At 67.3% G+C, this 21,571-nt stretch carries 17 protein-coding genes; 9 read left to right on the top strand and 8 right to left on the bottom strand.

All coding sequences use genetic code 11. From position 1 onward, the window contains the following. Window positions 1-6: 6 nt before the first annotated feature. The 4 genes from VDQ18_RS04590 (at window position 7) to VDQ18_RS04575 (ending at window position 3,128) form a co-directional block, all read left to right on the top strand. Entirely contained in the window at window positions 7-1,299 is a 1,293-nt protein-coding gene (locus tag VDQ18_RS04590) for a glutamine synthetase (RefSeq protein WP_323019837.1), read from the top strand. 10 nt (window positions 1,300-1,309) lie between these two features. Beyond that, a complete protein-coding gene (locus tag VDQ18_RS04585) occupies window positions 1,310-1,624 on the top strand; it encodes a 2Fe-2S iron-sulfur cluster-binding protein (protein WP_323019836.1) in 315 nt (104 codons plus the stop codon). Between the two features lie 69 nt (window positions 1,625-1,693). Continuing rightward, window positions 1,694-2,026 carry a hypothetical protein gene (locus VDQ18_RS04580; RefSeq protein WP_323019835.1) on the top strand — a complete coding sequence of 111 codons (333 nt, stop codon included), beginning with the start codon at window positions 1,694-1,696 and terminating at the stop codon, window positions 2,024-2,026. A gap of 127 nt (window positions 2,027-2,153) precedes the next feature. Next, a complete protein-coding gene (locus VDQ18_RS04575) occupies window positions 2,154-3,128 on the top strand; it encodes an RICIN domain-containing protein (protein WP_323019834.1) in 975 nt (324 codons plus the stop codon). Between the two features lie 152 nt (window positions 3,129-3,280). Here VDQ18_RS04575 and VDQ18_RS04570 read toward each other — a convergent pair whose 3' ends face one another. The 8 genes from VDQ18_RS04570 to VDQ18_RS04535 all read right to left on the bottom strand — a co-directional run bounded on the left by VDQ18_RS04570 (window position 3,281) and on the right by VDQ18_RS04535 (window position 17,147). Continuing rightward, window positions 3,281-4,909 (bottom strand): alpha-D-glucose phosphate-specific phosphoglucomutase, encoded by a 1,629-nt coding sequence (locus tag VDQ18_RS04570; RefSeq protein ID WP_323019833.1) that lies wholly within the window; start codon window positions 4,907-4,909, stop codon window positions 3,281-3,283. Window positions 4,910-4,912: 3 nt separating this feature from the next. Then, on the bottom strand, window positions 4,913-6,745 hold the full coding sequence (gene malQ, locus VDQ18_RS04565) for a 4-alpha-glucanotransferase (protein ID WP_323019832.1): 1,833 nt from the start codon (window positions 6,743-6,745) through the stop codon (window positions 4,913-4,915). Then, complete coding sequence (gene glgX, locus VDQ18_RS04560) at window positions 6,742-8,823, bottom strand: glycogen debranching protein GlgX (RefSeq protein WP_323019831.1); 2,082 nt, start codon at window positions 8,821-8,823, stop codon at window positions 6,742-6,744. The genes malQ and glgX overlap by 4 nt, the downstream gene beginning before the upstream one ends. Beyond that, window positions 8,820-10,277: a glycogen synthase GlgA gene (glgA, locus tag VDQ18_RS04555; RefSeq protein ID WP_323019830.1), complete on the bottom strand. Its 1,458-nt coding sequence runs from the start codon at window positions 10,275-10,277 to the stop codon at window positions 8,820-8,822. The genes glgX and glgA overlap by 4 nt, the downstream gene beginning before the upstream one ends. Further along, window positions 10,274-11,539 carry a glucose-1-phosphate adenylyltransferase gene (gene glgC / locus VDQ18_RS04550; protein WP_323019829.1) on the bottom strand — a complete coding sequence of 422 codons (1,266 nt, stop codon included), beginning with the start codon at window positions 11,537-11,539 and terminating at the stop codon, window positions 10,274-10,276. The genes glgA and glgC overlap by 4 nt, the downstream gene beginning before the upstream one ends. Continuing rightward, window positions 11,539-13,725: a 1,4-alpha-glucan branching protein GlgB gene (gene glgB, locus VDQ18_RS04545; RefSeq protein WP_323019828.1), complete on the bottom strand. Its 2,187-nt coding sequence runs from the start codon at window positions 13,723-13,725 to the stop codon at window positions 11,539-11,541. Before glgB ends, glgC begins: the two co-directional genes overlap by 1 nt. Window positions 13,726-13,836: 111 nt before the next feature. Continuing rightward, window positions 13,837-16,212: a glycogen/starch/alpha-glucan phosphorylase gene (locus VDQ18_RS04540; RefSeq protein WP_323019871.1), complete on the bottom strand. Its 2,376-nt coding sequence runs from the start codon at window positions 16,210-16,212 to the stop codon at window positions 13,837-13,839. A gap of 275 nt (window positions 16,213-16,487) precedes the next feature. After that, entirely contained in the window at window positions 16,488-17,147 is a 660-nt protein-coding gene (locus VDQ18_RS04535) for an alpha/beta hydrolase (RefSeq protein WP_323019827.1), read from the bottom strand. A 206-nt stretch (window positions 17,148-17,353) separates the two neighbouring features. Here VDQ18_RS04535 and VDQ18_RS04530 point away from each other — a divergent pair, with 206 nt between their 5' ends. The 5 genes from VDQ18_RS04530 (at window position 17,354) to VDQ18_RS04510 (ending at window position 21,549) form a co-directional block, all read left to right on the top strand. Then, on the top strand, window positions 17,354-17,818 hold the full coding sequence (locus VDQ18_RS04530; protein WP_323019826.1) for an Rrf2 family transcriptional regulator: 465 nt from the start codon (window positions 17,354-17,356) through the stop codon (window positions 17,816-17,818). Then, window positions 17,815-18,885 (top strand): cysteine desulfurase family protein, encoded by a 1,071-nt coding sequence (locus VDQ18_RS04525; RefSeq protein ID WP_323019825.1) that lies wholly within the window; start codon window positions 17,815-17,817, stop codon window positions 18,883-18,885. The genes VDQ18_RS04530 and VDQ18_RS04525 overlap by 4 nt, the downstream gene beginning before the upstream one ends. A 15-nt stretch (window positions 18,886-18,900) precedes the next feature. Further along, window positions 18,901-20,427 (top strand): Fe-S cluster assembly protein SufB, encoded by a 1,527-nt coding sequence (sufB, locus tag VDQ18_RS04520; RefSeq protein ID WP_323019824.1) that lies wholly within the window; start codon window positions 18,901-18,903, stop codon window positions 20,425-20,427. Window positions 20,428-20,500: 73 nt separating this feature from the next. After that, a complete protein-coding gene (locus VDQ18_RS04515) occupies window positions 20,501-21,358 on the top strand; it encodes a polysaccharide pyruvyl transferase family protein (protein WP_323019823.1) in 858 nt (285 codons plus the stop codon). Then, window positions 21,355-21,549 (top strand): hypothetical protein, encoded by a 195-nt coding sequence (locus VDQ18_RS04510; protein ID WP_107750702.1) that lies wholly within the window; start codon window positions 21,355-21,357, stop codon window positions 21,547-21,549. The genes VDQ18_RS04515 and VDQ18_RS04510 overlap by 4 nt, the downstream gene beginning before the upstream one ends. The last annotated feature ends 22 nt before the right edge of the window (window positions 21,550-21,571 follow it).

The following is a 21,571-nucleotide window of genomic DNA, read 5'->3' as shown; positions in this document are numbered from 1 at the left end:
AACGACATGCGCGACCGCCTTCGCCCCGTCTGGTGCGATCACCTCTCGATCCTGCGCGGCAAGTACCTGCCGCAGGAAAAGATCGGCTCGGGGGCGACCCGCTTCGCCCAGCCCTGTTTCGCGGTCCATTACGACAAGGACCTGATCGTCGACGCCCCCGGCACCGCCTGTCTTGAGGGGCTGCCGGATATGGAACTGCGCTGGGACGCCCATGACATCCGCCCGGGCTGGGAGCCGGGCGTGCATATGGTCACCGGCGACCTCTATGACCGGCGGGGCCAGATGATCCCCATCGCCGGGCGGGCCGCGTTGAAGGAGGCGATCGCCGGGTGGAAGACGCACGGGCTGACGCCGAAAGTCGGGCTGGAGCTGGAGGCCTTCGCCTTCACCCGGGCCGAGGATGGCAGCCTTGTCCCCTATGACGTGCCGGGCGGGCATGTCTATGGCGGCGGGCCCTTCAACGATCCGCTGGGCTTCACCGATGCGATCTGGGAGACGGCCGAAACCGCGGGGTTCAAGCTGGAACTGGTCACGACCGAATACGACACCCCGCAATACGAATTCACCCTCGCCTTCGAAGAGGCGCTGGATGCGGTGGATGAGATGGTGATGTTCCGCCAGCTGGCCCGCGAAGTGGCCTTCCGCAAGGGCGTCGTCCTGACCTTCCTGCCGAAACCCTTTTTCGACCGGGGCGGGTCGGGGATGCATATCAACCTCAGCTTCGCCGGCAAGGACGGCCAGAACGCCTTTGCCCGGGGCGAGACGGGCGGGATCGAGGCGATGAACGACCTGATGCAGGGCTGCGTCGCGGGCTGGATGCGCCACCACAAGGGGCTGGCGGGGCTGGTCGCGCCCTCGGTCAATTCCTACGCCCGGCTGCAACCGGCCACCATGTCGGGCTTCTGGTGCAATTGGGGCGAGGATCACCGCGGCGTCACCACCCGCGTCTCGGGCGAGGGCGGCAAGAAGGCGCGGCTGGAACACCGGATGGCCGATGCCTCGGCCAATCCCTATGCCGCCGTGGCCGCCGTGCTGCAGGCCGCGCGGCTGGGCTACGAGCAGCGCTACCCGCTGCCGCCCGCCGAGACGGGCGATTGCTTCATGGGGCAGAGCGCGGCCTACGGCGTGGCGGAATCGCTGTCGGGTGCGCTCGATGATCTGGAGGCCGATACCGCGCTGGTCGCGGCGATGGGCGAGGCCTATTGCGCGCACCACATCCACATGAAGCGGGTTGAGGTCGACAAGACCAAGGACATGACGCCCGAGGGCGCCCGCGACTTCGCCATCTGGTTTGTCTGAGGAGGCAGCGATGAAAGCCACCTGGATCCTGCCCGACGGGCGCGAGATCGGTCTGGAGGTCAAGCCCGGCCTCTCGCTGATGGAGGCCGCGGTGGCCGGCAATGTGCCCGGCATCATCGGCGAATGCGGCGGCACGATGAGCTGCGCCACCTGCCATGTCTATGTGGACGGCGACTGGCAGGGCGCGGCGGGCCGCCCCTCGGATTTCGAGGAGGCGATGCTCGACGCCACCGACGCGCCGCGGCTCGATTGCTCGCGGCTCTCCTGCCAGCTGGTCATGGTCGAGGAGATCGACGGGATCGTCGTCAGGGTGCCCGAGGTCTGAGGGCGCGCAAGGCGCTTCCCGGACCGGGGGACTGGCGCTAGGATCGCGGCATCCCGTGCCGGAGGTTCCATGAGACGCGCTCTGCCTTGCCTCCTGACCCTCGGCCTGGCGCTGGCCGGGGCGCCCGCGCTGGCCGATGCCATCGACGGTATCTGGTGCGCCCCCACCGATGGGCGCGTCCTGCGCATCGCGGGGGCGGATTTCACCACGCCGGGCGGGGCGCGGGTGCTGGGCTTTTATGGCCGCCATGACGGCGCCTATACCGTGCCCGAGGGCGAGCCCGGGGCAGGCGGTCAAGTGGCGGTCCGGCTGAGGGGCGAGGATCTGTTGCAGGTGCTGGAGCCGGGCGGCATGCCGCTGGTCTGGCACCGCTGCGACCCGGCCGACGCGCTGAGTTCCTGAGGCGCGGCAAGCCGGGGCCGGTCATCCGATAACCGGCAGCCGAGTTATGCTAACATGGGGGCAGGGGCCATGGTGACGAACCAGACAATCGGTGCTGGTCCGAACCAACCCCAAAAGGAAGAGCCCCATGTCCTCTCTGCCCCCCATCGCCGCGGGACCGCGTGCCCTGATGCGTCTTGTCGCGCTCTCCGCCGCGCTTTTGCTGCCGTCCCTCGCCACCGCCTCGCCGCTGCCGATCGTTCCCGGCGCGACTCTGGGCGGCGATTACACGATCATGCAGCGCAGCAGCGGCCGTTACCTCGATGCCTATGAGACCGGCCATGACACCCGTCTCGTCACCCGCGACCGTCAGGACGACCTGACGCAGGTCTGGACCATCACCGCGGTCGGCGGCGAGGTCTACACGCTGCAACAACGCAGTAACGGCCGGTTCGTCGATGCGCATGAAGGGTCCAACGACAACCGCGTCGTCACCCGCCCCCGGCAGGACAACACCACCCAGCGCTGGACCATCGCCGAGCTGGGCGAGGGCCGTTTCACCCTGCGGCAGGTCAGTTCCGGCCTGTTCATGGACGCGCATGAGGGCTCGAACGACAACAATGTCGTGACCCGCCCGCGCCAGTTCAACACCTCGCAAAGCTGGGTCATCCACCGCTATACCGCCCCGCCGCCGCCGCCCGAGCCGGTGGTGCTGAGCGGCACCTATTTCATCCAGCAGCGCAGCACGGGCCTGTTTCTGGATGCGCATGAAGGGACCAACGACAATGCCGTCGTGACCCGGCCCTTCCAGAACAACCGGACCCAGATCTGGCGGGTGACGCCGCTCGGCGACAACCTGTTCTCGGTGATGCAGGTCAGTTCCCGCCGGTTCCTCGACGCCTATGAGGTCGGCAGCGATTTCGGGGCCGTGACCCGCGATCCGCAGGCGAATGCGACGCAGCGCTGGCTTTTCCGCCGGGTTGTGGGCGCGCATTTCGTCGTCAGCCAGCAGGCCAACGGCCGGTATCTCGAGGCCTATGAGGGCAGCCATGACAATGGCGCCATGACCCGGCCCTTCCAGGGCGGCGCCCGCCAGCAATGGACGCTGGTGCCCGCGAATTGAGGCGAGCGTCAGGCGAAACCCGCCGGGAGGAGGCTCCCGGCGGGCTTTTCAATGAGGTTCGGTCCCGCGGGGAAGCTTGACGAAAGATGAACGGCGCCAGGCAAGCCTTTGAAAACGCTTGCGGTGGCGCAGTGTCCCAGGCGTGGGACGGATCAGGTGATGACGTCCGGCCCGCTCCGCCCGGTCCGCTTGCCGATCCCGGCCAGCGCCTCGGTCGCGGCGATGACCGGGGCCAGCGCCGCCTGCGGGTCCTGGCCGAAATCATTGTCGTCGAAGCGCTCCAGATAGACCCGCAGCGTCGCCCCCTCGGTCCCGGTGCCCGAGAGCCGCAGCACCACCCGCGCGCCGCCCCGGAAGCGGATCTGCAGGCCCTGATGGGCCGAGACCGAGCCGTCCACCGGGTCGGTATAGGCGAAATCCTCGGCCTCCTCGATCACCAGCCCCTCATGGGTCCAGCCGGTCAGCCCGCCCAGCTCGGCGCGCAGGTCATCGACCAGCCGGTTGGCGGTCTCGCTGTCGATGGCCTCGTAATCGTGGCGGGAATAATAGGTGCGGCCGAATTCGGCCCAATGGTCCTCCATCACCTGCGCGACCGATTTGCCGGTCACCGCCAGGATGTTGAGCCACAACAGGACCGCCCAAAGCCCGTCTTTCTCGCGCACATGGTCGCTGCCGGTCCCGGCCGATTCCTCGCCGCAGAGCGTGGCCATCCCGGCGTCCAGCAGGTTGCCGAAGAATTTCCAGCCGGTCGGCGTGGCGAAGCAGGGCAGGCCCATGCCCGCCGCCACCCGGTCCACCGCGCCCGAGGTCGGCATCGAGCGCGCGACGCCCTTCAGCCCGCCCGCATAGCCCGGCGCCAGATGCGCGTTGGCGGCCAGCACGGCCAGCGAGTCCGAGGGCGTCACATAGGCGACCCGACCGACGATCATGTTGCGGTCGCCGTCCCCGTCCGAGGCCGCGCCGAAATCGGGGGCGTCGGCGGCGTACATCGCGTCCATCAGGTCCTTGGCCCAGACCGGGTTCGGATCGGGGTGCCCGCCGCCGAAATCGGGGGACGGCACCGCGTTCACCACCGAACCCGGCGCGGCGCCGAGGCGCTTTTCGAGGATCTCGACCGCATAGGGTCCGGTGATCGCGTGCATGGCGTCGAAGCGGATGCGGAACCCGCCGGCAAGCAGCGTCCTGATCGCCGGGAAGTCGAAGAGCTTCTCCATCAGCGTGGCGTATTCGGCGACCGGGTCCACGACCTCGACCGTCATCTCACCCAGCGAGGCGGTGCCGATCGCGGACAGGTCCAGATCCTCGGCCTCCAGGATATCGTAATGCCCGATGGCTTCCGTCGCGGCGAAGATGGCGGCGGTAACGCTTTCGGGCGCCGGGCCGCCGTTCGCCATGTTGTACTTGATGCCGAAATCCTCGTCCGGGCCGCCGGGGTTGTGGCTGGCCGACAGGATCACCCCGCCATCCGCGCCCCTGACCCGGATCAGGTTCGAGGCGGCGGGCGTCGACAGGAAGCCGTTCTGCCCGACGATCACCTTGGCCGCGCCCGAGGCGGCGGCCATCTTCAGAATGGTCTGGATGGCGCGGTCGTTGAAGAAGCGCCCGTCGCCGCCCACCACCAACACCCGGCCCTTGATGCCGCCGATCCCGTCCCAGATCGCCTGGACGAAATTCTCCAGATACCCGGGCTGCATGAAGACGCGGGTCTTCTTGCGCAGGCCCGAGGTGCCGGGCTTCTGGCCGGCGATGGGCTTGGTGGCGATACGGGTGATCTTGGTCATTCTTCAGGTCCTTCCGGCTTCGGCCATGATGGCGCCGGTCTGGTCGAGGGTCGGGGCGGAAATGAGGCCCGACAGCGGCAAAGGCAGGCGGCGACACCAATTCGGGTGTTCGTAGATCGTGCCGGGCAAGTTAGCCTGCTCGACGGCGCCCGCCAGATCCTCGCCCTGAACGGCGACCAGATGGCTGGCGGTATGGGCGAGGTGGCGGTGCATGGCGGCAAGGTCCGAGCCGCCTGACAGCGCGTCGAAGGCGGCGACTTCGGCGGCGCGGGCCTCGCGTGCGGCGGGCTCGTCCGGGACTTCGCCCAGTTGCGCCCGCCAGTCGATGTCGCGCCCCTGACGCCAGCCTGCCCAGGTCGGCAGGTCATGCGTGGCCCAGGAGGCGAGCGCGGTCGGCGTATAGGCCTCGGGCGGCAGGAAATCGCGGGTGCCGTCCCAGTCGCGTTCGAACATCGCCACGCGGCAGCCCATGACGCCCGAGGCGTCGAGCGCGGCCCTGAGCCCCTCGGGAATGGTGCCCAGATCCTCGCCGATCACCGAGGCGCCGGCGCGCGTCGCCTCGATCCTGAGGACGGCGAGAAGTTCCTCGCGCGGCATGGTGACATAGAGGCCGGGCAAGCCGTCGGGCAGCCAGAAGCTGCGTTCGAGCCCGAGGATATGGTCGATCCTGAGCAGCCCGCAGAATTTGAGTTGGGCGCGGAGCGTCTGGGCGAAGGCCGCGTAACCAGTGGCGCGCAGCACATCGGGGCGCAAGGGCGCCAGACCCCAGCGCTGGCCGGAGGGGCCGAGCAGGTCGGGCGGGGCGCCGAGGCTGACGCCTTGGGCGAAGGAGGTGCGTTCGGCCCAGGTCTCGGCGCCGTGCGGATGGGTGCCCACGGCGATATCCAGATAGAGGCCGAAATTCATCCCCGCCGAGCGGGCGCGCATCTGCGCGTCGTGCAACTGGGTTTCGGCCTGCCATTGCGCCCAGGCGTGGAACCGCAGGCGCTGCCAGCGCTCGCGGGCAAAGCTCTGCACCTCGGCGCTGCGCGGGTCTTGATAGGCGAGCGGCCAGCCGCCCCAATAGGCGCCGTGCACCTCGCTCAGCGCCTGATGGGTGACGAATTCCTCCAGCGCCGCGCCGCCTTCGCCGCGCCAGGCCTCGAAATCGGGGTCGCCGTGGAACTCAGCGAAGGCCTCCTCGAGCGCGGCGCGCTGGGCGCGGATCGCGCGACCATAGTCGATCAGCGCGCCGCTTTCGGGCAGCTTCAGCGCGGTTTCCACATGCATCGTGTTCAGGCGGCGGCGGTGCGAGGGGGCGTAGGGCGAGTAATTGCCGGGATCGACCGGGAACCCGGCGTGGATCGGGTTGATGCCGAGGAAGGCGGCGCCATGGCCCGCCAGCCCCTCGGCCAGCGCGCCGAGTTGCGGATAGGTGCCCATCCCGGCCTCGGCCCCTTCCCACAGCGCGAAGAGCGGCAGGGTAACGCCCCAGCGCCGGGGCGGCATCGGCAGGCGCGGGGGCTCGGCCAGCAGGTGAACGGTCCAGCCCTGATGCAGGATGCGGTGATAGCCCATCGGCAGGGGCGGCAGGGGGCCCTCGCCGCGGATCTCGCCGCCGTCCTCGGTCAGGATCACCCAGGGGCCGGGGCCCCAGTCGGTCGGCGCCCCCGCGGGGATGGCACGCGAGGTCGAGCGTTGCAGCGTGGCCGGCAGCGCGGCCTCGGCATTGCCATGGCCCAGCGCGGCGAGGACGGCGCGGCGGCTGTCCTCGGGCGCCTCCTGCATGCGGCCCGCGCCGTCGCGATAGACCCAGATCAGACCGAAGGCGCGGCAGGCATCGTCAAGGTCGCTCATCGCATGTCTTCCAGAACCAGCGCCGAGACGGAATGCGCGGGCACCACCAGCTTGCCCGAGCCGATCCGCTCATGCGGGGCGGTCGGGGCATAGGAATTGAGGCGGCGCGACCAGATCTTGCCATCGGGGGCGGGGGTGAGGGTCACATCAAGCTGCCCGCCAGCGTTGAAGACCAGAAAGATCGCGTCCTCCAGATCGGCATAGGCGGGCGTGCCCGAGGCGGTCCTGAGTTCGACGCAGACATGGCTCAGCGCCGGGTCTTCCCAATCGGCGGGGGTCATGCGGCGTCCCTCGGGGTGCCACCAGAGCACGTCCGCCTTGCCGTCCGACGAGCGCGCCTTCGAATGCAGGAACAGCTTCTGGCGCAGAATCGGGTGGTTCTTGCGGAACTGGATCAGGCGGCGGGTGAAGGCCAGCATGTCGGCGTCCATCTTGCCCCAGTCGAGCCACGAGATCGGGCCGTCCTGGCAATAGGCGTTGTTGTTGCCCTGCTGGCTGTGGCCCATCTCGTCGCCCGCGAGGATCATCGGCGTGCCTTGGCTCAGCAGCAGCGTGGCCATCAGGTTGCGCCGCCGCAGCGCCCGGGCTTGCAGGATCTGGGGATCGTCGGTCGGCCCCTCGTGCCCCATGTTGTCCGAGTAATTCTCGGAATGGCCGTCGCGGTTGTCCTCGCCATTGGCGATGTTGTTCTTCTGGTTGTAGCTGACCAGATCGGTCAGGTTGAAGCCGTCATGCGCGGTCAGGAAATTGATCGAGCTGGTGGCGCCGCGGCCGGAATGGTCGAACTGGATGGCCGAGCCGGTGATCCGGGCGGCCAGTTCCGGCGCCGGGCGCGCATCGCGGCGCCAGAAACGGCGCACGCCGTCGCGGAACTTGTCGTTCCATTCGTGGAACGGATGGGGGAAGGCGCCCAGCTGATAGCCGCCGGGGCCGATGTCCCAGGGTTCGGCGATCAGCTTCACGCGGTTCAGAACCGGGTCCTGCCGGATCGCCGCGAAGAAGGCCGAGTTCGACTGGAACCCGGCATCGTCGCGCGCCAGCGTCGAGGCGAGGTCGAAGCGGAAACCGTCGACATGCATCACCTCGACCCAGTAGCGCAGGCTGTCCATCACCATGCGCAGCACCATCGGATGGTCCAGGTTCAGCGTGTTCCCGCAGCCGGTGTCGTTGATGTAATGCCGCGGATAGGGCGCGAGGCGGTAATAGCTGCGGTTGTCGATGCCGCGGAAGCTGAGCGTCGGGCCCAGTTCCGAGCCCTCGCAGGTGTGGTTGTAGACGACATCGAGGATCACCTCGATCCCGGCGGCATGCAGGCGGGCGACCATGTGCTGGAATTCGTTGATCTGGCCGTTGACCAGATAGCGCGGGTCGGGGGCGAAGAAGCCAAGGGTCTGATAGCCCCAGTAATTCGTCAGCTTCTTCTCGATCAGCCAGCGGTCGTTGAGGAAGCTCTGGACGGGCAGCAGTTCAACCGCCGTGATGCCCAGATCGACCAGATGGTCCAGCACCCGGTCCGACGCGACGCCGAGGAACTTGCCCGCATTGACCGCGCCGGAAAGCTGGGTCAGCCCCTTCACATGCGCTTCATAGATGATCGTCTCGTTGGCGGGTTTGGCGGGCGGGCGGTCGTTGCCCCAGTAGAAGCTGGGATCCTCGACCACGCATTTCGGCATGAACCGGGCGGAATCCCGGGTCGAGAAGGTCAGGTCCTGCGTCTTGGCCCCGGGGTTGTAGCCGAAGACCGCATCCGACCAGCGCGGGTGCCCGGTCAGCCGCTTGGCGTAGGGGTCGAGCAGCAGCTTGTTGGCATTGAAGCGGTGGCCTTCCTCGGGCGCGTAGGGGCCGTGCACCCGGTAGCCGTATTGCTGCCCGGGAAAGAGGCCCGACACCCGGCCGTGCCAGACGTAGCCGGTGCGTTCGGGCAGGCGCAGGCGGTGCGTCTCGCGCATGCCGTCGGGCGAGAAGAGGCACAGGTCCACGGCCGTCGCATGTTCCGAGAAGAGGGCGAAATTCACCCCGTCGCCATCGAAGGTGGCGCCGATGCGGTCGTGGCGGCCGCGTTCGATGGTCAGGTTCATGCGGGCTCCTGCGGGAGGGCGGCGAGGCGGGCGTAGAGCGCGGCATAGACCGGCGCGCTCGCCTCCCAGCCGACCGGGTGTTTCATGGCGTTCTTCTGGATCTTGCGAAAGACGGCGCGGTCGGCCCAGAGCGCGCAGAGCTGGCGCAGCGCCTGGGCCAGGGCCTCGGCGCTGTGGGGGTCGTGGACGATGCCGGTGGCGCAGCCCGCCGCCAGCGCCGCGGCATTGGCGTGGATCACCGTGTCGGCCAGCCCCCCGGTCCGCGCCACCACCGGCACCGCGCCATAGCGCAGGCCGTACATCTGCGTCAGGCCGCAGGGCTCGAAGCGGGAGGGCACCAGCACCGCATCGGCGCCCGCATAGATCCGGTGCGAGAGCGCCTCGTCATAGCCGACCCGGACCGCGACCTTGCCGGGATGGGCGGCAGCGGCGGCGAGCCAGGCGTTTTCCAGCCGCCGGTCGCCCGAGCCCAGCATCGCCAGTTGCCCGCCATTCTCGACCAGCGCGGGCAGGGCGGTCAGCAGCAGGTCCAGCCCCTTCTGGTCGGACAGTCGCGACACGACCACGGCGAGCGGCCCCTCGGCGGGCGCGAGGCCGAATTCGGCCCTGAGCGCGCGGGTATTGGCGGCCTTGGCGATGGGGGTGGCGAAGGGGGCGATCAGCGGGTCGGCGGTCGGGTCCCAGGTCTGGGTGTCGATGCCGTTCAGGATCCCCGACATATCGGCGGCCCGGGCGCGGATCAGCCCCTCCAGCCCCATGCCGAATTCCGGCGTGCAGAGTTCCTGCGCATAGGTCGGGCTGACGGTGTTGATCGCCGTGGCCCCGGTCAGCCCCGCCTTCAGCGCCGACAGATGGCCGTAGAACTCGGCGACGTCGAGGGTGAAGGCCTCGTCCGGCAGTTTCAGCGCGGTCAGCCGATGGGCGCCGGTCAGCCCGTGGAAGGCGATGTTGTGGATCGTCATCAGCGAGGGCTGGGTCGCACCCAGAAGCTTCTGATAGACCGGGGTGAAGCCCGCCTGCCAATCGTGCAGATGCAAGAGTTCCGGCCGCCAGCCGGGAATGCCGCCCGCGGCGATCAGCGCCGCCGCCTTGCCCAGCGCGGCGAAGCGCAGGTCGTTGTCGCTCCAATCATGGCCCGCGGCGTCGAGATAGGGCGAGCCCTCGCGCTCGTAGAGCGCCGGCGCGTCGAGGATCAGCAGATCCAGCCCCGCCACCTGCGCCGCCAGCACCCGGGCGGGCACGCCCAGCAGATCCGGCAGCGCCATCGCGACCTTGGGCTTTTTCAGCGCCGCCATGACCCGGGGAAACCCGGGGATCAGCGTGCGGATCGCCCAGCCCTGGGGCGCCAGCGCCTGGGGCAGGGCGCCCACCACATCGGCCAGGCCCCCGGTCTTGACCAGGGGCGCGCATTCCGAGGCGACGGCCAGGACCGGGCGGGCAGGGCTCACGCTCATGCCTTGCCCGCGCGGCGGTCCAGCATCGCCTGGGTGATCAGCGTGACGCCCCCGGGGCTGACGCGGAACCATTTCGCGTCCTCGACGGGATCCTCGCCGACGATCAGCCCCTCGGGGATCACCACGCCGCGGTCGATCACCACCTTGGTCAGCCGGGCGTGGCGGCTCACCGTCACGTAGGGCAGCACCACCGCCTGATCGAGCGAGGACCAGGAATTGGAATGCACCCCGGTGAACAGCAGCGAATTGCGAACCTCGGTCCCTGAGATGATGCAGCCGCCCGAGATCAGCGAGCTCAGCGCCAGGCCGCGGCGGTTTTCCTCGTTATGGATGAATTTGGCGGGGGGCACGGATTCGGAATAGGTCCAGATCGGCCAGTCATGGTCCCAGAGGTCGAGTTCGGGGTCGAAATCGGTCAGGTCGATATTGGCCTTCCAGAATGCGTCGATGGTGCCCACGTCGCGCCAATAGGCCGTCGCCTCGGGCTTGTGGCGCACACAGCTCTCTTCGAAGCGATGCGCCATCGCCTTGCCGTTGCGGACCACATTGGGGATGATGTCGCCGCCGAAATCGCGGTTCGAGTTCGGGTCGTTGGCGTCGTCCATCAGCAATTGCCGCAGGAATTTCCAGCGGAAGACATAGATCCCCATCGAGGCGAGCGAGCGCTCGGGATCGTCGGGCAGCGCGGGCGGGTCCTTGGGTTTCTCGACGAAATCGGTGATGCGGCCGGAATGGTCGACGGCCATGACGCCGAAGGCATGGGCATCCGTGCGCGGCACGGTCAGGCAGCCCACGGTCACGTCGGCGTTCGACTCGACATGCTCGCGGATCATCACCTCGTAATCCATCTTGTAGATGTGGTCGCCCGCCAGAATGATCACGTAATCAATGTCATAGCTGTCGACGATGTCGATGTTCTGATAAACCGCGTCGGCCGTGCCTTCGTACCAATGCGTCTCGTCCACCCGTTGGCTGGCGGGCAGGATGTCGAGGTATTCGTTGCGCTCGGCGCGGAAGAAGTTCCAGCCGCGCTGGCAATGGCGGATCAGCGAATGGGCCTTGTATTGCGTGGCGATGGCCATCTTGCGGATGCCCGAGTTCAGCGCATTCGACAGCGCGAAGTCGATGATCCGCGTCTTGCCGCCGAAATAGACCGCGGGCTTGGCGCGGTTGTCGGTCAGCTCGTGCAGGCGCGAGCCGCGCCCCCCGGCGAGGATGAAGGCCATGGTCCGGCTGGACAGTCGCTGCGGGGCACTGGGCATCACGATTCCTCCGGAATCAGGAACAAGGTTGAAAGCGGCGGCAGGGTGATCTCGGCGCTATGCGGTTGGCCGGCGGTAGCGGGGCCATCGGCGAGGACCGCACCCAGGTTGCCCCGGTTGCCGCCGCCATAGAGCCCGGCATCGGTGTTGAGCGCCTCGCGCCAGCGGCCGGGGCGGGGCAGGCCGAGCTGCCAGCGCCGCTCCACGGGCGTGAAATTGGCGATGACGGCAACGGGGGGCTGGCCGTCATGGCCGAGCCGCAGCCAGGAGAAGAGCGATTCCGCCCGCGCCTCGCGGTCGATCCAGGCGAAGCCGCCGGGCTCGGCATCGCGGGCATGGAGCGCGGGCTCGGCCCGGTAGAGCGTGTTGAGGTCGCGCACCAGCCGTTGCAGGCCCGCGTGCCCCTCGATCCCCAGCACGCCCCAGTCGAGCGCCTGATCGTGGTTCCACTCATGCCCCTGGCCGAATTCGCAGCCCATGAACAAGAGCTTCTTGCCGGGATGACCCCACATGAAGCCGTAATACGCCCTGAGGTTGGCCAGTTTCGCCGCCGGATCGCCCGGCATCTTCTGCAGCATCGAGCCCTTGCCGTGCACCACCTCGTCATGGCTGATCGGCAGGACGTAGTTTTCGGAGAATCCGTAGACGAGGCCGAAGGTCATCAGGTCGTGGTGGTGGCGGCGGTGGATCGGGTCGTGTTCGACGAACCGAAGCGTGTCGTTCATCCAGCCCATGTTCCACTTGAAGCCGAAGCCGAGCCCGCCCAGATGCGCGGGCTGGGTGACGCCGGGCCAAGCGGTCGATTCCTCGGCCACGGTCATCAGCCCGGCCGGGCCTTGGCCATAGGCCAGCGTGTTCATCTCGCGCAGGAAGGCGATGGATTCGTAATTCTCGCGCCCGCCGTCCTTGTTGGGGATCCAGGCGCCGGGGCCGCGCGAATAATCGCGGTAGAGCATCGAGGCGACGGCATCGACCCTCAGCCCGTCGAGGTGGAAATCCTCCAGCCAATAGAGGGCGTTGGCGGTGAGGAAGTTGCGCACCTCATTGCGGCCGAGGTTGTAGATATGGGTGTTCCAGTCGGGGTGGAACCCCTCGCGCGGGTCCGCGTGTTCGTAAAGCGCGGTGCCGTCGAAATGCGCGACGCCATGGGCGTCGTTGGGGAAATGCGCGGGCACCCAATCCATCAGCACGCCCAAGCCTTTGGCATGCGCGGCCTCGACCAGTGCGCGGAAGTCGTCGGGGCTGCCGTAGCGGCTGGTCGGCGCGTACATGCCGGTCGGCTGATAGCCCCACGATCCGCCAAAGGGATACTCGGCGATGGGCATCAGTTCCAGATGGGTGAAGCCCATGTCGTGGACGTAGTCGACCAGCTCGACCGCCGCCTCCTGATAGGTCAGCGCGCGGCCGTCGCGGTGGCGCCAGCTGCCCAGATGCACCTCGTAGATGCTGATCGGCGCGTCACGGTTGTTGCGGGCGCCGCGGGTCTGCATCCAGGCGCTGTCGTCCCAGGGCCGGGGCGTCGCATCGGGTATGCGCGAGGCGGTGGCGGGGGGCAGTTCGGTCAGCCGGGCCAGTGGATCGGCCTTGAGGAAGGGCGCGCCCTCGGGCGGGGCGATCTCGTATTTATAGGCCTCGCCCGGTTGCAGGCCGGGCAGGAAGATCTCCCACACGCCCGCGCCGCGCCGCCGCATCGGGTGGCGCCTGCCGTCCCAGCCGTTGAAGCCGCCGACCACCGACACGCGGCGCGCATTCGGCGCCCAGACGGCGAAATGCACGCCCGGGGTCTCCTCATGCGTCATCGGATGGGCACCCAGCGCCTGCCAGAGGCGGCGATGCGTGCCCTCGGCGATCAGATGCAGGTCCAGATCGCCCAGCACCGGGCCGAAGCGATAGGCGTCGTCGTACTCCCAGTGACGCGCGCCGTCCGAGGCCGCCAGCCGGTACTTGCGCCGCCGTCCGAGGTCTCCGGCGAAGACGCCATGCCCTTGCGGCGCGAGGGGCAGGGTGCCCGACGGGGTGATCGCCTCCATGCTCACCGCATGCGGATCGAAGGCGACCAGCAGCCCGGCCCGGCCCCGGTGACGGGGGCCGAAAACGGCAAAGGGATCGGTGACGCGACCCTCGGCGATAGCGGTCACATCGTCGGAGGAGATACCGCGAAGCAGGGGAGAAGACGCAGAAACCATGCGCGATTCTTTGCGCTTCTGCGGGGGAATGGCAATGGATTTGTTAACATTTGCCCCGGGTCGCACAGGGCGCCCGGGGCATTGTTGACAGATTGACGACGGCTTGGCCGGTCAGATCATCGGGGTGATGTTCCAGATGTCGTTCATGTAACCCTTGATGGTCCGGTCGGACGAGAACCAGCCCGAGCGCGCGCAGTTCAGCGCCGCCATCCGGGTCCAGTGGTCGCGGTCGAACCAGGCCTGATCGACGCGGCGCTGGGCCTCCCAGTAGCTGTCGAAATCGGCACAGACGGTGAAGTAATCATGCGCCCGCAGGTTCTGGGTGATCATCCGGTACATGCCGCGGTCGCCGTCCGAGAAGGTGCCGGCCTCGATCGCGTCGATGGCCCCGCTCAGGCGCGGGCTGGCGGCGATGGCGCTGGAAGCATGGTCGGGATGGCGGCGGCGTTCGACGACCTCATCGGCGGTCATGCCGAAGAGGAAGAAGTTCTCGGGCCCCACCAGTTCGCGGATCTCGACATTGGCGCCGTCGAGCGTGCCGATGGTCAGCGCGCCGTTCAGGCTGAACTTCATGTTGCCGGTGCCCGAGGCTTCCTTGCCCGCGGTCGAGATCTGCTCGGACAGGTCCGAAGCCGGGATCAGCCGTTCGGCCATGGTGACGTTGTAATTGGCCGGGTAGACCACGGTCAGCAGGTCGCGGGTCAGGGGATCGGCGTTGACCACCCGGGCCACGTTGTTGATCAGGTGGATGATCTCCTTGGCCATGACATAGCCCGGGGCCGCCTTGCCGCCGAAGATCTTGACCCGGGGCGCCCAATTGCCGGTCGGGTTCTGGCGGATCTCCTGCCAGAGGGCGATGGTTTCCAGGATGTTCAGATGCTGGCGCTTGTATTCGTGGAAGCGCTTGATCTGCACGTCGAACATGGCGTCGGGGTTCAGCGCGATGCCCATCTCGCCTTTGACCCATTGCGCCAGATGCGCCTTGTTCTTCGCCTTCACCGCGGCGAAGCGGTCGCGGAAGGCGCGGTCTTCGATGGCGGGTTCCAACTCGACCAGACGCTCCAGATCGTCCTCCCAGCCCTCGCCGATGGTCTCGGTGATGAGGGTCGAGAGGCCCGGGTTCGAGCCCTTCAGCCAGCGCCGCGGGGTTACGCCGTTGGTTTCGTTGACGATGCGCTCGGGGTGCAGCGCGTGCAGGTCGGCGAAGACGGTGGATTTCACCAGTTCGGTATGCAGCGCCGAGACACCGTTCACCCGGTGGGACATGATGAAGCTCAGGTCGCCCATCTTCACCTCGCCATTCTCGACGATCGAGGATTTGCGGGCCGGGTGCTGGCGGGCGTGCAGATCGTCGATGCGCTCGATGATCTGCATGTGGCGCGGCAGGACGGCGCCCATCAGGCTTTCCGACCAGCGCTCCAGCGCCTCGGGCAGAAGCGTGTGGTTGGTGTAGCCAAGGCAGGCGCGGGCGGTCTCGACCGCCATTTCGAACTCCATCCCGCGTTCGTCGGTCAGCAGGCGCACCAGTTCCGGCCCGGCGATGGCCGGATGGGTGTCGTTCATCTGGATGGCGACGCGCGAGGGCAGGGCGGAAAGGTCGCTGTTCTCGGCCGAGAAACGGCGCAGGATGTCGCGCAGCGAGGCGGCGGTGAAGAAGAATTCCTGCTTCAGCCGCAGTTCCTTGCCCTGCGCGGTGGTGTCGTCGGGATAGAGCACGCGGCTGATGGTGCGGGCCAGCGCCTCGGGCGCGGCGGCGGCGGTGAAATCACCGGCGTTGAAGGCGGCAAGGTCGAAGGCGCGCAGCGGTTCCGCGCTCCACAGGCGCAGGGTGTTGGCCCATTTCGCCTGCCACCCGACAACCGGCGTGTCGAAGGCCTTGGCCATCACCGCCGATTCCGGGGTCCAGACGGCGCTGCGGCCGCTTTCGGCGACGGTGCCGCCAAAGCCGATGCGGAAGCTTGCCTCGGGGCGTTCGAATTCCCAGCCATGCGACTGGCGCAGCCATTCCTCGGCATCCTCGACCTGGCGGCCATCGGGGCCGAAGCTCTGGCGGAAGAGACCGTGTTCGTAGCGGATGCCGTAGCCATAGGCGGGGCAGCCGAGCGTCGACATCGAATCGAGGAAACAGGCAGCGAGACGCCCGAGCCCGCCATTGCCGAGCGCGGCATCGGGTTCGTCGTCCAGCACCGAGCGGAAATCGAAGCCGAGGCCGGTGACGGCTTCCTGCGCCATCTCGGTCAGGCCGAGGTTCATCACCGCATCTTCCAGCAGGCGGCCGATCAGGAACTCCATCGACAGGTAATAGACGCGCTTCGACTGGGCGGCATAGGTGGCGCGGGTGGCGCGGAACCAGGGCTCGATCACCCGGTCGCGGATCGCCAGCGTCAGCGCCATGCGCATGTCGTAGGTGCTGGAATGCGCCAGATCCTTGCCCTGCGAGAATTCCAGATGCCGCAGGATGGATTCGCGCAGTTCATTGGCATTCATCGGCGAGGTGTCCTTGCTGATCAACGTGGGATGCCAGCCGCTCAGGCTGTTGGTGCCCTTGTCGAAAGTCATCGATCGGTTCGTCCGCATTCCCTGCTCCTGTTTCGCATACCATGTCCATGGCGCCCTGTTCCCGGGCAGCCTCAGGATCGGATATCAGGGGCGAAGAGGGCCAAAACCGGGCAGTCATGGCATGGTTTGGCGACAAAAGCGGGGTTTTTTGCAGCCGCAGCAGGGCGTGTTGCCGCATTTGCGACACGCCCTGCCGCCCTGAGTCAGCGCGAGGCCTCGGAGAGGCGGCGTTTGACATAGGCTTTCACGGTGTCGAGCATCGGGTTCATATGCGCCTCTTCGTCGCGGAAGAAGTGGTCGGCGCCTTCGATCTGCTCATGCGTGATGGTGATTCCCTTCTGCTCGTGCAGCTTGTTCACCAGGCCGGTCACATCCTTGGGCGGCGCCACGCGGTCGGCGGTGCCGTTGATGATCAGGCCCGAAGCCGGGCAGGGGGCGAGGAAGCTGAAATCATAGAGGTTGGCGGGCGGCGCCACCGAGACGAAGCCGGTGATGTCGGGCCGCCGCATCAAGAGCTGCATGCCGATCCAGGCCCCGAAGGAAAAGCCGCAAACCCAGCAATGCCGGGTGTTCTGGTTCATCGACTGCAGGTAATCCAGCGCCGAGGCCGCGTCGCTGAGTTCGCCGATGCCCTGGTCGTATTCGCCCTGGCTGCGGCCGACACCGCGGAAGTTGAACCGCAGCACCGAGAATCCCAGCGAGTGGAAGGCATAGTGCAGGTTGTAGACGACCTTGTTGTTCATCGTCCCGCCGAACTGCGGATGCGGATGCAGCACGATGGCGATCGGCGCGTCGCGGTTCGGTTGCGGATGGTAACGTCCTTCGAGGCGGCCATCGGGACCGGCAAAAATCACTTCAGGCATAAACGGACCTTCTGCTGCCTCACGGGTTCCAGCTGGCGTTCCTTTGTTGACAAAAGAAGTCGCCTAATCTAGAACGTTTCTAAGTTGCGCACCCGGCTCGGTCGGAGTCGGGTTGGGCGGGATAGCAGTTAAGCAAGGCGGCCCGGCCCGTCAATCGTTTTGCGCGTTTCGCCGCAGGCCAGGGGCTTTCACCGAGGGGTTGTACGATGAAACTGTCGACCAAGGGCCGCTATGCGACGGTGGCAATGGTGGATCTGGCGATCCTACAACGTCGGGCCGGCGTGCGCCATGTCTCGCTGGCGGAAATCGCCCGGCGTCAGGATGTGAGCCAGCCCTATCTGGAACAGCTCTTCGTCAAGCTGCGCCGTGCCGGGCTGGTCGAATCCGTGCGCGGCCCCGGTGGCGGCTATCGTCTGGCGCGCGAGCCCGCAGATATCCGCGTGGCCGAGGTGCTTGAGGCGGTCGAGGAGACGGTCAGCGCCATGGAGCTGGGGGCAGGGGCCTCGGGCGGGGTGTCCGGCTCGCAGGCCCAGTCGATGACCAACCGGCTGTGGGAATCGCTCTCGGCCCAGGTCTATGTCTTCCTGCACCAGACGACGCTGGCCGATGTCGCCGCCAACGGGCTGAAACCCTGCCCGGCGGTGCCGACCCTGTTTCAGGTCACGGCATGAGCGCACGGCTCTACCTCGACTGGAACGCCAGTGCGCCACTCCGGCCCGAGGCGCGCGCCGCGATGATCGCGGCGCTGGATCTGGTGGGCAACGCCAGCTCCATCCATGCCGAGGGGCGGGCGGTGCGCGGCCTGATCGAACGGGCGCGGGCGCAGGTTTCCGCGGCGCTGGGCGCCGACGGGGCGGATATCGTCTTCACCTCGGGCGCGACCGAGGCGGCGGCTCTGGCCCATGCGGGGCGGGATCTGGTCTGCGCGGGTGTCGAGCATGACGCGGTTGCGGCTTGGTGTCGCGCCGAGCTACCCACCGGGCGCGATGGCGTGGTCGCGGTGGCGGAGCCGGCGGTCAGCAGCCTGCAACTGGCCAATTCCGAGACCGGCATCGTTCAGGACCTGCCCGAAGGGCTGGCGGTCAGCGACCTGACCCAGGCTTTCGGCAAGATCCCGCTGGCGTTCAACTGGCTGGGCTGCGCCATGGGGCTGGTCAGCGCCCACAAGCTGGGCGGGCCGAAGGGGATCGGCGCGCTGGCGCTGCGCCGGGGCCTCGATGTCGGGGCGCAGATCAAGGGCGGCGGGCAGGAAATGGGCCGCCGGGCCGGGACCGAGAATGTGGTGGGCATCGCCGGTTTCGGCGCGGCCGCCGAGGCTGCGGCCCTTGACCTTGCGAACGGCGTCTGGGACGAGGTCGCCGAGATTAGAAATCTTCTAGAATCGGCTCTGGAAGACGCCTGTCCCGGGATTATGTTGGTCTCCAAGGGCCTCCCACGCCTGCCCAACACGCTGAGCCTGATCGCGCCCGGCTGGAAGGGCGAGACGCAGGTCATGGCCATGGACCTTCAAGGCTTCGCGGTTTCGGCCGGGTCCGCCTGTTCCTCGGGCAAGGTCACGTCCAGCCGCGTGCTGCGCGCGATGGGCTATTCGGAGGCCGAGGCGGGCGCGGCCCTCAGGGTCTCGATCGGCCCGGGGGTGACGAAGGAAGACGCGCTGCGCTTCGCCGCAGCCTATGGCCGGGCCTTCAAGCGGGCCGGTGAACGCATGAAACAGGCAGGCGCAGACCTGCCGCGATAACGGGAAGACGACGATATGGCGGCTTTGGACAATACGGCGGACGTGCGCGACGGCGTGGACCGCGAAACGGTGGAAACCGTTCAGTCGATGGCCGGCAAGTACAAGTATGGCTGGGAAACCGAGATCGAGATGGACTTCGCCCCCAAGGGGTTGAACGAGGACATCGTGCGTCTCATCTCGGCCAAGAACGGCGAGCCGGAATGGATGACCGACTGGCGCCTGCAGGCCTTCCGCCGCTGGCAGCAGATGGAAGAACCCGATTGGGCGATGCTGGAGATCCCGGCGATCGACTATCAGGACGTCTATTACTACGCCAAACCCAAGAGCATGATGGAAAAGCCGAAGTCGCTGGACGAGGTGGATCCGAAGCTGCTGGCGACCTATGAGAAGCTGGGCATCCCGCTGAAGGAACAGATGGTTCTGGCGGGCGTCGAGGGCGCGGATGGCGATGTCGCGGCGCCCCGCAAGGTGGCCGTGGATGCGGTCTTCGACTCCGTCAGCGTCGGCACCACCTTCAAGGAAGAGCTGAAGAAGGCGGGCGTCATCTTCTGCTCGATCTCGGAAGCGATCCGCGAATACCCCGATCTGGTGAAGCAATATCTGGGCTCGGTCGTGCCGGTCTCGGACAATTTCTTCGCCACGCTGAACTCGGCCGTCTTCTCGGACGGGTCCTTCGTCTATGTTCCGCCGGGGGTGAAATGCCCGATGGAGCTGTCGACCTATTTCCGCATCAACGCGGAGAACACCGGCCAGTTCGAGCGCACGCTCATTATTGCCGATAAAGGTGCATATGTAAGTTACCTTGAGGGCTGCACCGCGCCCAAGCGCGACACCAACCAGCTGCACGCGGCGGTGGTGGAAATCGTCATCCTCGAGGATGCCGAGGTCAAGTATTCGACCGTCCAGAACTGGTATCCGGGCGACGAGGACGGCAAGGGCGGCATCTACAACTTCGTCACCAAGCGCGCCGATTGCCGCGAGGACCGGGCGAAGGTGATGTGGACCCAGGTCGAAACGGGGTCCGCCATCACCTGGAAATACCCGTCCTGCATCCTGCGCGGTGACGACACCTCGGGCGAGTTCTATTCCATCGCCATCACCAACAACTGGCAGCAGGCCGACACCGGCACCAAGATGATCCACCTGGGCAAGAATTCGCGCTCGCGGATCGTGTCGAAGGGGATCTCGGCGGGGCATGCGCAGAACACCTACCGGGGGCTGGTCACCATGCACCCCAAGGCCACCAACTCGCGCAACTACACGCAATGCGACAGCCTGCTGATCGGCGATCAATGCGGCGCGCATACGGTGCCCTATATCGAGGTGAAGAACGCCTCGAGCCGGGTCGAGCACGAGGCCACCACCTCGAAGGTCGACGACGACCAGCTCTTCTATTGCCGCCAGCGCGGCATGGACGAGGAAGAGGCCGTGGCGCTGGTGGTCAACGGTTTCTGCCGCGAGGTGCTGCAGGCCCTGCCGATGGAATTCGCCATGGAGGCGCAGGCGCTGGTCGCCATCTCGCTCGAAGGGTCGGTGGGGTGAAGCCGGGGAGCCGGGGTATCGGGCCGACGCGTTTCGGTATCGGGCCCCGTGGCCTTGGTGTGAGGTAAGCGGCATGTCAGGCGTGGCAGAGGACAGGCACGGAGAGCAGGGGCTGGCCACCGACGAGGCCGGGCCGCTGCGGCTCTATTGGTGGAACGGCAAGCCCAATTTCGGCGATGCGATCAACCCGGATATCGTCGCCTCGGTCTCTGGACGGCAGGTCGTCTGGGCGTCGCCAGCCGAGTGTGACCTCTTGGCGATCGGCAGCGTCCTGGGCTTCGGACCAGTGCGCGAAAGGCTCGAAAGCCGCGAGCATCCTTTGCCCTATATCTGGGGATCAGGCGTGCTGAATCTGCGCCCGGCCCTGGACGCCGGGCCGGAACTTCCCTCTCGGATCAAGGCATTGCGCGGCCCATTCACCGCCCAGCGACTGCCCGGATATTCCGGTCCCTTCGGGGATCCGGGGCTTCTGGTCTCGCGGATTCAGCCCGCCGTGAGCGCGCGGTCGGGGATCGGCCTCGTGCCGCATCACCAGCAATGGAACGAGCCGGCCCAGATCGACCAGCTGCGCAGCGCCGGTTTTCGCCTGATCGACGTGCGGCTTGCCGATCCCTGGGAGGTGGTTCGCCAGATCGCGGGCTGCGAGGCGGTGATTTCCACCAGCCTGCATGGCCTGATCGTGGCCGATGCCTATGGCATTCCGAATGTCTGGCTCGACGGGCTCGATCCGTTCAAGTTCTATGATTATTTCTATTCGGTCCGGCGGGGCGACCGGCGGGCGCGCAGCCTGTCCGAAGCCCTGCACGAGGTCGAAACCGGAGCCGCGCGCGCGGCGGACAGGGACGTCGTGGCCGAGGTGCAGCGCCAGCTGGTCGAGGCGTTTCCCCGGGAATTGTGCGCGCGCGCGCGACAAGAGCGGAGTATGCAATGAACCTGAAATGGCTGCTCTCGGCCGGGGAACCGCGCCCGCGCTATGTGCTTCTGGTGGCCATCGGCGTGGTGCTGATGATGTCGTTGACCTATCCGATCTGGTACCCGGGCGGCCGGGGCATGGCAGCCTTCGCGGCGGTGATCGCCGTCGTCCTGAGCCACCTGTCGGCGAAATTCGTGATGCGTCGCTGAGGCGGCGGACAAGCTCGGCCCG

The sequence above is a fragment of the Pararhodobacter sp. genome (assembly GCF_034676075.1).
GTDB lineage: Bacteria > Pseudomonadota > Alphaproteobacteria > Rhodobacterales > Rhodobacteraceae > Pararhodobacter.
The sequence above is the reverse complement of the archived record's forward strand: the minus strand, read 5'-3'. Positions and strand labels throughout refer to the sequence as shown.